Here is a 14,388-nt window from a genome sequence, read left to right as displayed (position 1 = left end):
ACAGCCCCCACCGTGTAGGAGCCCGGCTTGCCGGCGATGGCGTGCTTACAGACGTCATTGCCGGCAAGCCGGGCCTCTACAAAGGGCAGTATTTGAGGCTGAAATCCAGGTGGGTTGACTGGCCCTGTTCCAGCCGCTTCAAACCGGGCCGGCCAGGCAGGTGATGAGCATTCACCGGATGGCTCACCGGCTCGATGCAAAAGAACCCCAGCCCCGGCGGGCAGTACAGCAGGAAGTAATCCGCGCCGCTCGCCTGGCATTCCAACGCATACCCGAGCTCCGGTTGTTCTATCCGGCAGTGTCCGTCCCATTGGCAGAAACCATTGTCCACCAGGCCTTCCGGCAGGGCTTTCAAGGCGCTGAAGTCCCAGGCCTGCGGCACCGGCGCCAGCCCCGTAGGCAACTTGGACGCGTCACTCATCCACACCTGCGACGCCCTGGCCTGCAGCCGCGTGGTGGCTCGGCGTGGCAGGTAGGGATGCAAACCCAACCCATGCCAGGCGGCTTTTGCGCCGAGATGGGTCACGCGCAGGGCAATGCTCAGTTCACCTTCGTGCAGGCGAAATCGCTGCTCGGCGCGATAGGCGAAGGGCGTGTCGCACTCTACCGCCAATACCGCTTCATCCTCAGTGTGGCTCAGCACCTGCCAGGCCTGTTGCCAAGCCGAGCCATGGATCGGCAACGGGTCGGTCAGGCTGTTGGGCGCGAGGGTCAACCAACCGTCGGGGTTGTCGAAACCGCCTTGGGCAATGCGGTTGGACCAGGGCGCCAGGGGGTAACACCCCAGCTTGCCCGGCAGGCCAGTACTGATCGCCAGCTCGTCGCTATGGCGCAACAGCGGCTGGCCGGTGGCGCGCACGCTCCAGTTGACGATGCTGCCGCCCACGGCCGGGGCCAGGGTCAGCACGGTCAGTTCATCTCTGAGTTCCAGCATCACATGTTCACCTTGAAATGCAGGTCACTTGTAGGCGCCAGCTTGCCGGCGCCTGCAAGGGGAGGGTTACAGCACCACGCTGGGCAGCCACAGCGACAGCGCCGGGATGTAGGTCACCGCCATCAGCACCAGGAACAGCACGCCATAGAACGGCAGCAACGCCTTCACGGTTTTCTCGATGCTGACCTTGCCCACCGCCGCGCCCACAAACAACACGGCACCCACCGGTGGGGTGATCAACCCGATCCCCAGGTTCACCAGCATGATCATGCCGAAGTGCACCGGGTCGACGCCGATCCCCAGGATCACCGGCAGCAGGATCGGCGTGAGGATCAGAATCAGCGGCGCCATGTCCATCACCGTGCCGAGCAACAGCAGCATCGCGTTGATGCACATCAGGATCACGTAGCGGTTGTCCGACAGGGTCAGGAACAGCGTGGTGATCTTCGCCGGGATCTGCATCAGGGTCATGATGTAGCCGAAACTGGCGGCAAAGGCGATCAGGATCATCACGATGGAAATGGTGCGCACCGTGCGGTGCATCAGCTTGGGCAGCTCGCTCCATTTATAGTCGCGGTAGATGAACATGGTCACGAAGAATGCCCACAGCACGGCAATCGCGGCGGACTCGGTGGCCGTGAAGATGCCCGAGAGAATACCGCCGAGGATGATCACCATGGCCATCAGGCCCCACAGCGCATCGGCGCAGATTTTCAGGGCCTGCTTGAGCGGGATGACTTCGCCCTTGGGGTAGTCGCGCTTCTTGGCGAAGATCAGGCACAGCACCATCAGGCAGGCGCTCATCAGCAAGCCCGGGACCACGCCGGCCATGAACAGCGAAGCGATCGACACCGTGCCACCCGCTGCCAGGGAGTAGAGCACCGAGTTGTGGCTGGGCGGTGTCAGCAGGGCCTGCACCGAACCGCTGATGGTCACGGCCGTGGCGAACTCCCTGGGATAGCCCCGGCGTTCCATTTCCGGGATCAACACCGAGCCGACCGAGGCGGTATCGGCCACCGACGAGCCGGAGATCGCACCAAAAAATGTCGAGGCCATGATGTTCACCAGGGACAGGCCGCCGCGCACAAAACCTACCAGCACCCCGGCAAACGCCACCAGCCGGCGCGACATGCCGCCCTCGGCCATGATCGCCCCGGCCAGCACAAAAAACGGAATCGCCATCAGCGAAAACTTGTTCACCCCGCCAGCCACCTGGATCATCAGGGCCTGGAACGGAATGTCGATCCACCACGCGCCGATCAAGGCGGCCAGCCCCAGGGCGTAGGCCACGGGCATGCCGATCAGGATCAACGCGATAAAGCTGCCCAACAGAATCAATGCGTCCATATCAGGCGGCCCCTTCGCTTTCTTCAACCAGGTCGAAACGCACGACCCGACGGTTGCTCTGGTCACCGAGCAGGAGTTTCTCCAGCACAAACACCAGGGTCAGCAGCCCGCCAATCGGGATCGGCATGTAGGTGATGCCCACGCGCAACGTGGGGATGGCGCTCATGAACTGGTTCCAGGTGGACAGGCACAGCTTAGTGCCCCAGATCGCCATGAACAGGCAGATGGTTGCCATCAGCAGCTGGGAAACGATGCCGACGACGCGGCGTTGGGTGGGAGGCAGGCGGTCGGTGATCATCGCCACCGACATGTGCGCCCCGGCGCGATAACTGGCGGCGGCGCCGATGAAGGTGAATACCAGCATCAGCAGGATGGCGGTGGGTTCCGGCCAACTGGAACCGGTGCCGAGGACGTAGCGGGCGAAGATGCCCCAGGGAATGATCAATGCGACCCCCAGTACCGAGAGGCCGGCGACCCAGATGCAGGTCATGTAAATGCGGTCGTTGATGCGCAGCAGTAAATTCTTCATGGCGTTCACCGTAACCGGGCGCGTCAGTGCCGACCGCGCCGGGCCTTGCTAGAGAAGGAGGGCGTTACTGAACGGCGTCGATGCGCTGGATGATGTCGGCGTAAGCCGCACCGTATTTGGCGCGCACCGGCGCGGTGGCGTCATAGAAGGGTTTTTTGTCGACAGTGATGAACTCGACACCGGCGGCCTTGAGCTTGGTTTCACTGCTGGCGGACTTGGCGTCCCACAACACGCGCTCGTCAGCCTGGGCGGCCTTGGCGGCGTTTTTCACCATGACCTGCTGCGCGGGGGTGAGCTTGTTCCAGGTGATTTTCGACATCACGATGGGCTCGGGCAAAATCAGGTGCTCGGTGAGGGTGTAGTACTTGGCGTTCTGGAAATGGTTGTGTTCCAGCAGCGTCGGCGGGTTGTTTTCTGCGCCGTCGATCACGCCGGTCTGCAGGGCACTGAAGATCTCGCCGGTGTCCATGGCGATGCCGTTGGCGCCCATTTCATTGAAGGCCTCGATGAACAGCGGGTTGCCTTGCACACGGATTTTCATGCCCTTGAGGTCTTCGATCTTGCGTACCGGTTTCTTGGTGTAGAGGTTGCGCGTGCCGCCGTCCATCCAGGCCAGGGCCACCAGGCCGAACTCCGAGTCGGTGATCTTGGCGAGGATCTCATCGCCGATCTCGCCGTCGATAACCTTACGCATGTGCGCCTGGTCACGGAACACGAACGGCAGGTTGAACACGTTCACGTCGGGGACCACCGGGCCGACGATACCCAGGCTGACCCGGGCCATCTGGATGGCACCGACCTGGGCCTGTTCGACCACTTCCTTTTCGGAGCCCAGGACGCCACCGGGGAAGAACTTGAAGGTCAGTTCACCGTTGCTTTCCTTGGTCAGGGCCGCGCCCATGTTCTTTTCGGCGACCACCGTGGGGTAACCGTCCGGGTGGATGTCGGCAAATTTGATTTCCAGCGCGTGGGCAGCGCTGCTGAGGGTGAAGAATGCAGCGGCGAGCAAGGTGCGTTTGAAGTCCATGGGATGTCTCTCCTGTCTTGTTATTGTTGTATTCAAGGCACAGCGATGCAGCTAGAGGATGAACTGGGGCTCCGGCAATCCGACAACGCCGGGGTTGAGGGCGAACACGCCGCCGGACAGTGACTGCGCACTCTGGTCATCACGGATCGAGGTGACGAACAGGGTGTCCAGGCGACTGCCGCCAAAGGCGCACATGGTGGGTTTTTTTACCGGTACGGTGAGGGAGCGGTCGAGGCGACCTTCGGGGGTGAAGCGGTGGATGAGCCCGGCGTCGTTGGCGCAGATCCAGTAGCAGCCATCGGCGTCCACGGCGGCGCCATCGGGGCGGCCCAGATGGTTGTGCATGTCCACGAACACGCGGCGATTGGACGGCGTGCCGGTGTCGATGTCGTAGTCGAAGGCCCAGATCTGCTGCACCAGTGGGTGGGAGTCCGAGGCATACAGGGTGCGGCCATCCGGGCTGAACGCGAGGCCATTGAGGGTGATGAACCCGCCCAGTTGGGCGTGGGGTGCCGCGCCGGACGCGTAGCGGTAGAGGGTGCCCTCAGCCGCGTTCAAGCCCATGTTCAGCACCATGCTGCCGGCCCAGAAACGACCCTGGCGATCACAGCGGCCGTCATTCAGGCGCATGTCCGTGCGCGGGTGCTCGATGCTCGCCAGGGGCGTGGTGTCGAGGCTGCCATCGTTGTGTGGGGTGAGCTGGAAGAAGCCGGTTTCCATCCCGGCGACCCAGTTGCCCGCCGTGGTGCGGGCGATACAGGCGAGCATCTGCGGGGCTGTCCAGGCGGCGATATGGCCGCTGGCGGCGCTCCAGCGTTGCAGGCCGCCATTGGGGATGTCCACCCAGTACAGGGCGTTTTCCCCAGGCACCCACACCGGGCATTCACCCACGGCATTGCGCGCGTCGACAATCAATTCGGCGCTCATGGGTCAATCACCGAAGGGGCCGGCTGCGCAGAACGCGCCGCCTTGGTAAACCTTGGCCGGGTCATTGTCGGCCACCGGTGGCTGGGTTTCGACCTGGGCGCGGAACACCTCGGAGCTGTCCTTTGGCGCAAAGCCCAGGTGGGCGGCGTAGCGGTTGTCCCACCAGGTGTCGAGGTTATCCGACATGCCGTAGACCACCGTGTGGCCGACGTTCGGCGTGTACAGCGCGCGTTCGAGCAGTTGGGTCAGGTCATCGAAGCTCAGCCAGGTGTGCATCATCCGACGGTTCTGCGGTTCCGGGAACGACGAGCCGATGCGGATGCTCACGGTCTCGATGCCGTAGCGGTCGAAGTAGAAACTGGCCATGTCTTCGCCGTAGGACTTGGACAGGCCGTAGTAGCTGTCCGGGCGGCGAGGGGAGTGGGCGTCGAGGGTTTCGCCCTGCTTGTAGAAGCCGATGACATGGTTGGAACTGGCGAAAATCACGCGCTTCACGCCATGGCGACGAGCGGCCTCGTAAATATGGAAAATGCCGCAGATGTTGGCACCGAGGACTTCTTCGAACGAGCGCTCCACCGATACGCCGCCAAAGTGCAGAATCGCATCGACGCCTTCTACCAGGTGGTGCACGGCGTGTTTGTCGGAGAGGTCGCAGGGTTGCACTTCTTCGGACGCATCGGCCGCCGGGGCCATATTCGCGATGTCCGACAGGCGCAGCACTTGGGCATATGGGCGCAGGCGTTCGCGCAGGACTTTGCCCAGGCCACCGGCGGCACCGGTGAGCAGCAGGCGGTTGAATGGAACAGGCGTGGTTGTGGTGGTGGTCATGAGGGTTCCATTGTTGTTGTAGGTTGTCGTATGACTAGGCGGAAGTATCGTTAGTGATTCCCCAAGTTGTCAACGATCTTGCTGGCGGCAAAATACTATTGTGGGAGCTGGCTTGCCGGCGATTGCGGACTGTCAGTTGACATCTACATTGCTGATGCGCCGCCATCGCAGGCAAGCCCACACATTGGTCGCGTTACAACAGTGAGATGGGATAGCTGACAAAAATCCGGTTCTCATCGAACTCGTTGTTGCTGAAATCCCGACGCATGGTCGAATTGCGCCAGCGCACGTTCAGGTCCTTCAGCGCACCGCTTTGGACCGTGTAGGCCAGTTCCGATTCGCGGCCCCATTCCTTGCCGTCGGTGATCGCCCCGGTGTGCACGTTACTGCCGCTGATGTAGCGGTTCATCATGGTCAGCCCCGGAATGCCAAGCACCACGAAGTTGAAGTCATGGCGCACCTGCCAGGATTTTTCCTTGGCGTTATCGTAGCTGGCGTTGTAGCTGTCGTTGGCCAGGGTGCCGCCGCTGGTGCCGTTGACCCGCATCCACACGCTGTCGCCGGTGAGTTTCTGCAGGCCCACATAGAAGGTGTTGCCGTTGTACTTGGCCGAGAGCAGGGCGAAGGCGGTCTTGTTGTCGAGGTCGCCGGCCAGGGCGCTGCCGTCTTCCTTGCCGTTGAAAAAGCCGAGGTTGGCGCCCAGGGTCCAGTCGCCCACGGGTTGGCTGTGGGTCAGGTTGAAATACTGTTGCTGGTAGATATCCGTGAGTTCGGCGTACCACACGCCGACCTGGGTGCGTTTGTCGTTGAAGCTGTATTCGCCGCCGCCGAAGTTGAAGCGGTCGGAGGTGAACGCGGCTTTGCCGTTCATGAACATGTCTTCCATGCTCGCGTCGTTGCGCGGGCTGTTACCGCGGAACTGGCCGCCGTAGAGGGTCAGGCCGGCGATTTCGCTGGAGGTGACCTGGCCGCCACGGAAGGTCTGGGGCAGCGAGCGACCGTCGTCGGAGCGCAGGATCGGCAGCACCGGCATCCACTCGCCGACCTTCAATTCGGTCTTCGACAGCTTGGTTTTCAGGGCCACGCCCAGGCGGCCGAAGTTGTCGGCGGGGCGCCCATCATCGTGGATCGGCAATAACTGCGTGCCACCCGTGCCTTTGCCGCCGTCGAGTTTTTGCGAGTACAGGCCCAGGACATCAATCCCGAAACCCACGGTGCCTTGGGTGAAGCCGGACTTGGCATCAAGGATGAAGTTCTGCGTCCACTCTTCGGCCTTGCCCTGAGGGTTGGTTGGGTTGGTGAAGTTGCGGTTGAAGTAGGCGTTGCGCAGGTTGAGCGTGGCCTTGGCGTCTTCGATAAAACCGTCGGCGTGGACGCTGAGGGGGAGGGTAAATGCCAGGCTGCCTAGACCGAGGAGGCCGATAGACGAGGAGGAATTGCGGGCGAATTGACTCACAGTGGAACTCCCTTTTTGTTGTTTTTATTATTTGTCGTACGTCGTCGTACAACATTGAGGGGGATATTTGCGGGGTTTTTGAGGGCTGTCAAGCGGAAGTTATACGATGACTTGGGGTGGCTTGATCTAGAGCGGGCAGGATCAATGTGGGAGCTGGCTGCCTGCTAAGGCGGCCTGACAGTCGACCACAATCTAACTGTTGCCCCGCGATCCAACTGTGGGAGCGGGCTTGCTCGCGAAGGCGGCCGGACAGCTGACCGCTATCTGACTGTAGCCCCGCGATCTAAATGTAGGAGCTGGCTTGCCGGCGATGGCATCGACTCGGTCTGTCTGATGTACCGAAGTGTCTGCATCGGCAAGCCAGCGCCCACATTGATTGCGTTCCAATTTCTTTTTTAGCCAGCCATGACCATCGGCGGAAGGGTGCCCAGCAGCGAAACGGCGGCTACCGCCGAAACACCCAGTAACCATTCCAGCATCACGCTGGCCTTCAAGGTGCCCGGTCGCGCTTCACAGCGTTCGATACGCAGGCGGTTCAACAAGGCCAGTACCAACATTCCCAGCACCAGCAGAACCTTGATCAACAGGATCAGCGCGAACCCGTTGAACAACGGCGTGGGCCACAGTTGCCCGGTGAGTACGCGCACGTTGATCAGGCCGGTGACCAGCAACCCGGCGACGAGGCCATAGCCCACGCCGCTGAAGCGTCTGAGGATCGCCTGCACCGGGTGCACATGCGGCTGCCTGAGGATCAGGACCAGCAGTAACAGCCCGCCGAGCCACGCCCCCACGCAGACCAAGTGCACCACTTGGTTGAGGATCAGCAATTGCCCGCTGAGCCCATCGAGCATAGCGCCATGCCCGACCGGCGCCAGCGTCGCCAGCAGCAGCGCGATTACCGGCAGGCGCAGTGCCGGCCAGGGCTTGATCAGCACGATGACCAGCAGCAGGTTCAGCAGCAGGTGCCAGGTCCATACCTGGCCAAAAAAGGTCTTGCCCAGGACCAGTTGCACCGTGGCCGGCTGCAACGCCGCCGCCCAGCTGCCGGCCATGCTGGCAGTGATCAGCAGCAACCAGGCGAGGCCGGAGCCCAGCCCCAGCCAGGCCAGCCCACGGGAGATACGGTGAAGTTGCCGGTCGAGTACCGGTTGCGGTCCAGCGCCCACCAGCCAGGGCCTGAACACACAGGCCCCGAACATCAACAACACGACGGTGAAATGCAGGAAGCGGCACAGCACCAGCAGGGTCGCCATGGGTTATTGGCCGACCTTGAAGCTGTATTCACCGTTGCTCTTGTGGGTGTCGACCGAGACTGCGTTCCACACCAACTTGTAGTTGCCGGCGGCCAAGGGCGCGGCCGGCGTGACAACCAGGACTTTTTTGTCGGCATCCGGGGTTTCCAGGCCCTTGATGGCGATTTCGGTGCCGTCCTTGCTCAGGGACACCTTGGTGAACGTGGCTTCGACGCCTTCGCTGAAGGTCAGGCGCAGATCCTTGGGCGCGGCGACGCTGCTGTCTGCCGCAGGTTCAGCGCTCTTGAGATGGGCATGGGCAAACGCCGCCGAAGCGCCCAGCAGGGAGGCGAGCAGGGCGACGGTGGTGAGGCTTTTCTTGATCAACATTGTTCAATACCTTCAGGTTCAGGGAGTCGGTAGAGCCATGTGCAGCAAGGGAAAGGGTTTGCCTTCGCCATCCAGCGGCGAGCGCGCGACCTGGATAAAACCATAGTGCAGGTAGAACCCCACGGCCTGGGGGTTTTGTTCATTCACATCCACCGTGAGGGTGTCGTGACGGGCGCGGGCGTGGTCCAGCAACTGGCGGCCAATGCCCTGGCCTCGACGGTCCGGGTCGATAAACAGCATTTCGACATTTTGCCCTCCGGTGCCGATAAAACCGGCGATACCGTCCTGATCCTCGTATACCCACACCTCCAGGGCGGGCATGGGCAGGTAAGTATCGCGCACCAGGGGCAGCAACCGTTGAATGTCGTCCTCGGGGAGGAAGTCATGGGTGGCGCGTACCGAGCGCTCCCACAGCGCTCCCAGCACGGGGTCGTCGGTGGCCACGCGAGGTCGAATAGTCATTGCAATGATCCTTCATGGGGATCGCGATCCTAACCAATCCGTTTTCCAGGGGAAAGGTTCGCGTCAGAAGTTTCATTATGGCTTGTCGCCGCGATCTAGAGCCGATGGTAGTCTTTAAGCCAAGTTGTTGTCAGGGAGCCCTTATGGGCAATCACAAGATCGGAATTCGTCGGGTCAACGTCGAAAAAATCCTGCTGGCGGCGGAGAAAGTCTTCGCCGAAAAAGGCTATGGCAGCACTGCCATGGCCGACATCGCTGAAGAAGTGCAACTGCCGCGCTCCAACCTGCACTACTACTTCACCACCAAAAGCGAGCTGTACAGCGCCGTGCTGTTCGACCTGCTGGAAGTGTGGAAGCAGGACGCCCTGAGCTTCGAAACCTTCGATGACCCACGGGTGGTGCTCAGTAGCTACATTCGCGCCAAGATGCAGCGCTCGCGCACGCGGCCGTATGGCTCCAAGGTGTGGGCCAATGAAATCATCCACGGCGCGCCGACCCTGGGTGAGGCACTGGATGAAAGCCTGTACGACTGGGCCAAGATGAAGGAAGCGAAAATTCGCCAGTGGGTGGAGGACAAACGCATCCTGCCGGTGGAGCCGTCGAGCCTGCTGTACATGATCTGGGCCTCGACCCAGCACTATGCCGACTTTGATCACCAGGTGAAGATCCTCAACGATCACCAGCCGTTGTCGGACATGCAGTTCGAGAAGGCGATACAGACGGTGACAGGTGTGATCTTGCGGGGGATTGGGTTGGAGCCTTGATGTCGGTGAGCTGATCCCATTTTTGTGGTGAGCGGGCTTGCCCCGCGCGAGGCAAGCTCGCTCACCACACTATTTCGGTTTACACAGCCTCCCTGTATGGATTCCTCGGATCCTGCGTCCAATTCAAAAACGGCTTGCCCGTGTCCATCGGCACCATCTCGATACAATCCGCCACCGGGCAGGTGATCTGGCACAGGTTGCAACCCACGCACTCATCATCGATGACCTCGTATTTATGCGTGCCATCCGCCAACTTCACACTCGAAATGGCCTGGTGCGAGGTGTCTTCACAGGCAATATGGCAACGCCCGCAGCCAATGCAGGCTGCCTGGTCGATCTTGGCGATCACCTGATAGTTGATGTCCAGGTACTTCCAATCGGTGGTGTTGCCCACCGCGCGCCCGGAGAATTCCTGCAAGCTTGTGTAGCCCTGGCTGTCCATCCAGCGCGACAGCCCGTCCTTCATCTCTTCCACGATCCGAAACCCGTGCAGCATCGCTGCCGTACACACCTGCACCGCGCCGCAGCCCAGGGCGACGAATTCCGCTGCGTCGCGCCAGTTGCCGATGCCGCCGATGCCGCAGATCGGCAGGCCCTGGGTCTGCGGGTCGCGGGCGATTTCGGCGACCATGTTCAGTGCAATTGGCTTCACCGCCGAGCCGCAGTAACCACCGTGGGTGCTCTGGGTGCCGACCACCGGCAGGGCGACCATGCGCTCCAGGTCCACGCTGGTGATGGAGTTGATGGTGTTGATCAGCGACACCGCATCCGCACCGCCGCGATACGCCGCCCGCGCTGCCACACGGATGTCGGTGATATTGGGCGTGAGCTTGACGATCACCGGCAGCGAGCAATACGTCTTGCACCAGCGTGTCACCTGTTCCACATACTCCGGCACCTGGCCCACCGCCGCGCCCATGCCGCGTTCGGGCATGCCGTGGGGGCAGCCGAAGTTCAGCTCGATTCCGTCGCAACCGGTGGCTTCCACCAGCGGCAGGATGTTTTTCCAGGACTCCTCCACGCACGGCACCATCAGCGACACGATCAGTGCGCGGTCGGGCCAGTCCTTTTTCACCTGGGTGATTTCCCGCAGGTTGATCTCCAGGGAGCGGTCCGTGATCAACTCGATATTGTTGATGCCCAGCACCTCACGGTTGGCGCCGTAGTGGGCCGAGTAACGCGATGACACGTTGACCGCTGCCGGGTCTTCACCCAGGGTTTTCCACACCACGCCGCCCCAGCCGGCTTCGAAGGCGCGCACCACGTTGTAGGCCTTGTCGGTGGGCGGCGCGGAGGCCAGCCAGAACGGATTGGGGGCTTTGATACCGGCAAACACAATCGAGAGATCGGCCATTACGCAGCCTCCACATTCAGCATGAGTTGGGCGTGCATGGCTTCGGCAGCCAGCTTGCCGTGTTGCACGGCCTGCACGGTAAGGTCCTGGCCGAGGCTGACGCAGTCGCCACCGGCATACACTCCGGGAATACTGGTGCGCAGCTGTTCGTCGACGAAGATGCGCTCACCGACGCGGTGCAGTTGCTGCGCCAACGGGTCGTGCAGCGCCTCGTTGTCGAATCCCTGGCCGATGGCCTTGAAGATCGCATCGGCGGCCAGCTCGAAGGTTTCGCCGGTGGGGTGCAAGCGGCCGTTCTCCATGCGCGTTCGCAAAAAACGCATGCCGCGTACGTGGCCCAGGTCATCCAGCAGCACGGCTTCGGGCTGGGCCCAGGTGAGCAGGCGCACCTGGTTGGCCTTGGCGATGTCTTGTTCATGGTGGGTGGCGCCCATGTCCGCCAGGCCTCGGCGGTACACGAGGTTGACGTCGCGGGCGCCGAGGCGGGCCATTTGCACGGCCATGTCGATGGCGGTATTGCCGGCGCCGAGCACAATGCAGCGGTCGGCCAGCGGCAGTTGAGTCAGGTCATCGGCCTGGCGCAACTCGCGGATGTAATCGGTAGCGGCGAGCAGGCCGGGGGCGTCCTCGAAGGGCAGGCCCAGTTGTTTGCTTGCCGCCAGGCCGAGTCCCAGGAAGACGGCGTCGAATTGCTGGTGCAGCTCGCTCAACGTGAGATTGTCCCCCAGTCGCTGGCCGTGACGGATCTCGATGCCGCCTATCTGCAGGAGGAAATCCAGCTCCTTCTGCGCAAAGTCGTCCACCAGTTTGTACTTGGCGATCCCGTATTCATTCAGGCCGCCGGCTTTTTCCCGGGCTTCGAAAATCACCACGTCATGACCGTGCAACGCACTGCGGTGGGCGCAGGCCAGGCCAGCGGGGCCGGCACCGACCACCGCGATGCGCTTGCCGGTGGACGCGGCGCGGTGAAAGGGATGCTCGGTGAAGTGGGCATTGTCGACCGCATAACGTTGCAGGAGGCCGATCAGCACCGGGGCGCACTCTTCGGCGTTGTTACGCACGCAGGCTTGCTGGCACAAAATCTCCGTGGGGCAGACCCGCGCGCAACTGCCGCCGAGGATATTGGCCGAGAGGATTTTCTGCGCCGCGCCTTGCACGTTTTCGGTGTGGATATTGCGGATAAACGAGGGGATATCGATCTCGCTGGGGCACGCGTTCACGCACGGCGCGTCGTAGCAATACAGGCAGCGCGACGCTTCCAGTTGCGCCTGGCGCGCATTGAGGGGCGGTGCCAGGTCGGTGAAATGGCTGGCGAGGGTGGCGCCATCCTCAACGGGATGGGGGAGGTGGGTCAGGGTCTGGATCACGGTGGTGGCCTCACGGTTATTGAGGTGCTGCCTCTGATGGGCATTGGTTTTTGTGTTGCCGGTGCTGGCTTTATCGCAGGCAAGCCAGCTCCCACAGGGGATCGGGTTCACATCGTTCAAATGTGGGAGCCGGCGGTGCGACGATTCGACTTGCCCGCGATAGGCCGAAGGCCGCTTTTAGCGTTTCACTGCAGTGGGCCTGGAACGCTCCGCCCGCTTGCTCAACTGCTCGAACACCGCCGGATACGCTGGTCGCTCTACATACCGCCCGGCCCCGCGCTCGGCGCGCAGGTCGCCATCGGCCCAGACCAGCTTGCCCTGGCTGATGGTGTGGCTCGGCACGCCGCGCACGGTCTTGCCTTCGAAGATGTTGAAGTCGACCTGCTGGTGATGGGTCTTGGCGGAAATGGTCCGCGTGCCCTCTGGGTCCCACAGCACCAAGTCAGCATCCGCACCTACGCGAATCGCGCCTTTGCGCGGGTAGAGGTTGAAAATCTTCGCGGTGTTGGTGGAAGTCAGTGCGACGAACGCCTGCATCGACAGGCGCCCGGTGTTGACGCCTTCATCCCACAGCAGCGCCATGCGGTCTTCGATACCGGCTGTGCCGTTGGGGATCTTGCTGAAGTCGTCACGGCCGGCGGCTTTTTGCTCGGCGCAGAAGCAGCAGTGATCGGTAGCGGTGGTGTGCAGGTTGCCGGATTGCAGGCCGTGCCACAGCGCCTCCTGATGCCCGCGCGGGCGGAACGGCGGGCTCATTACATAGCCGGCGGCGGTGTGCCAGTCGGGGTGCTGGTAGACGCTGTCGTCCAGCAGCAGGTGGCCGGCGAGGACTTCGCCGTAGACTGGCTGGCCCTTGCCACGGGCGTAGGTGATTTCGTCCAGCGCCTCTTTGGTGGACACATGCACCAGGTACAGCGGCGTGCCGATGGTCTCGGCGATGCGGATCGCGCGGCTGGCCGCTTCGCCCTCCACCTGGGACGGACGCGACAGCGGGTGCGCTTCCGGCCCGGTGATGCCCTGGGCCATCAGCTTGCGTTGCAGGTGATACACCAACTCGCCGTTTTCGGCATGCACCGTGGGCACTGCGCCCAGCTCCAGGCAGCGCTCGAAGCTGGCGACCAGGGTGTCGTCCGCCGCCATGATCGCGTTTTTGTAGGCCATGAAATGCTTGAAGCTGTTGATGCCGTGGTGGCTGACCAGCTCGGCCATTTCCTCGCGCACCTGCTCGCTCCACCAAGTGATCGCCACATGGAAGCCATAGTCGGACGCGGATTTTTCCGCCCAGCCGCGCCACTGGTGGAAGGCTTCCAGCAAGGATTGCTGTGGGTTGGGAATCACGAAGTCGATGATCGACGTGGTGCCTCCCGCCAACCCTGCCGCCGTGCCGCTGAAAAAGTCTTCACTGGCCACGGTGCCCATGAAGGGCAGTTGCATATGGGTGTGGGGATCGATGCCGCCGGGCATCAAGTATTGGCCGCTGCCATCGAGTATTTCAGTGCCGGCGGGAATATCCAGGTTCGTGCCAATGGCGCGAATTAGACCGCCTGCGCATAACACGTCGGCGCGGTAACTTTCATCATGGGTAATAACGGTGGCGCCACGGATCAACAGCGACATGTCGAGTTCCTCACAGGCTTGACCGGCTTGTGCCAGTTCTAAGTGTTGTAATGCTGCTTACCGACGGTCGGTTAATTCCTGTCATCGGTGACAGGAATAGAAACTAGCCCGAGTTATTCGATTGGGCAAGAAGATTTTTTATAAGCTTATATAG

The 14,388-nt window shown here is 62.0% G+C and carries 14 protein-coding genes; 1 reads left to right on the top strand and 13 read right to left on the bottom strand.

Annotation, left to right across the window (positions count from 1 at the left end; translation table 11 throughout):
• Positions 1-76: 76 nt before the first annotated feature.
• The 10 genes from AC0IYN_RS29850 to AC0IYN_RS29805 form a co-directional block, all read right to left on the bottom strand.
• On the bottom strand, positions 77-934 hold the full coding sequence (locus AC0IYN_RS29850; protein WP_471844623.1) for an aldose 1-epimerase: 858 nt from the start codon (positions 932-934) through the stop codon (positions 77-79).
• Positions 935-1,000: 66 nt separating this feature from the next.
• Complete coding sequence (locus AC0IYN_RS29845; protein WP_078049299.1) at positions 1,001-2,281, bottom strand: TRAP transporter large permease; 1,281 nt, start codon at positions 2,279-2,281, stop codon at positions 1,001-1,003.
• Position 2,282: 1 nt separating this feature from the next.
• Complete coding sequence (locus AC0IYN_RS29840; RefSeq protein ID WP_078049298.1) at positions 2,283-2,810, bottom strand: TRAP transporter small permease; 528 nt, start codon at positions 2,808-2,810, stop codon at positions 2,283-2,285.
• Positions 2,811-2,874: 64 nt separating this feature from the next.
• Complete coding sequence (locus AC0IYN_RS29835; RefSeq protein ID WP_099492957.1) at positions 2,875-3,837, bottom strand: TRAP transporter substrate-binding protein; 963 nt, start codon at positions 3,835-3,837, stop codon at positions 2,875-2,877.
• A gap of 51 nt (positions 3,838-3,888) precedes the next feature.
• On the bottom strand, positions 3,889-4,764 hold the full coding sequence (locus AC0IYN_RS29830) for an SMP-30/gluconolactonase/LRE family protein (protein WP_457239777.1): 876 nt from the start codon (positions 4,762-4,764) through the stop codon (positions 3,889-3,891).
• A 3-nt stretch (positions 4,765-4,767) separates the two neighbouring features.
• On the bottom strand, positions 4,768-5,592 hold the full coding sequence (locus tag AC0IYN_RS29825; protein WP_406598974.1) for an NAD-dependent epimerase/dehydratase family protein: 825 nt from the start codon (positions 5,590-5,592) through the stop codon (positions 4,768-4,770).
• A gap of 193 nt (positions 5,593-5,785) precedes the next feature.
• Positions 5,786-7,048 (bottom strand): OprD family porin, encoded by a 1,263-nt coding sequence (locus AC0IYN_RS29820; RefSeq protein WP_406598973.1) that lies wholly within the window; start codon positions 7,046-7,048, stop codon positions 5,786-5,788.
• A 395-nt stretch (positions 7,049-7,443) separates the two neighbouring features.
• Positions 7,444-8,301, bottom strand: a complete 858-nt coding sequence (copD, locus tag AC0IYN_RS29815) for a copper homeostasis membrane protein CopD (RefSeq protein WP_457248723.1) — start codon at positions 8,299-8,301, stop codon at positions 7,444-7,446.
• Positions 8,302-8,304: 3 nt separating this feature from the next.
• Positions 8,305-8,670 (bottom strand): copper homeostasis periplasmic binding protein CopC, encoded by a 366-nt coding sequence (gene copC / locus AC0IYN_RS29810; RefSeq protein WP_457248724.1) that lies wholly within the window; start codon positions 8,668-8,670, stop codon positions 8,305-8,307.
• A gap of 18 nt (positions 8,671-8,688) precedes the next feature.
• Positions 8,689-9,132: a GNAT family N-acetyltransferase gene (locus AC0IYN_RS29805; RefSeq protein ID WP_078049291.1), complete on the bottom strand. Its 444-nt coding sequence runs from the start codon at positions 9,130-9,132 to the stop codon at positions 8,689-8,691.
• A gap of 143 nt (positions 9,133-9,275) precedes the next feature.
• On the opposite strand from AC0IYN_RS29805, the gene AC0IYN_RS29800 reads away from it, so the two are divergent.
• Complete coding sequence (locus AC0IYN_RS29800) at positions 9,276-9,896, top strand: TetR/AcrR family transcriptional regulator (RefSeq protein WP_041160967.1); 621 nt, start codon at positions 9,276-9,278, stop codon at positions 9,894-9,896.
• A 79-nt stretch (positions 9,897-9,975) separates the two neighbouring features.
• On the opposite strand, the gene preA is transcribed toward AC0IYN_RS29800, so the two are convergent.
• The 3 genes from preA to hydA form a co-directional block, all read right to left on the bottom strand.
• Complete coding sequence (gene preA / locus AC0IYN_RS29795; protein ID WP_406598970.1) at positions 9,976-11,250, bottom strand: NAD-dependent dihydropyrimidine dehydrogenase subunit PreA; 1,275 nt, start codon at positions 11,248-11,250, stop codon at positions 9,976-9,978.
• Positions 11,250-12,617 carry an NAD(P)-dependent oxidoreductase gene (locus AC0IYN_RS29790; protein ID WP_099493008.1) on the bottom strand — a complete coding sequence of 456 codons (1,368 nt, stop codon included), beginning with the start codon at positions 12,615-12,617 and terminating at the stop codon, positions 11,250-11,252. Before AC0IYN_RS29790 ends, preA begins: the two co-directional genes overlap by 1 nt.
• Positions 12,618-12,794: 177 nt before the next feature.
• Positions 12,795-14,234: a dihydropyrimidinase gene (hydA, locus tag AC0IYN_RS29785; RefSeq protein WP_457239775.1), complete on the bottom strand. Its 1,440-nt coding sequence runs from the start codon at positions 14,232-14,234 to the stop codon at positions 12,795-12,797.
• Positions 14,235-14,388 lie beyond the last annotated feature (154 nt).

It is taken from the genome of Pseudomonas sp. AC112, assembly GCF_979253545.1.
This window is presented reverse-complemented; position numbering and strand designations above follow the sequence as displayed.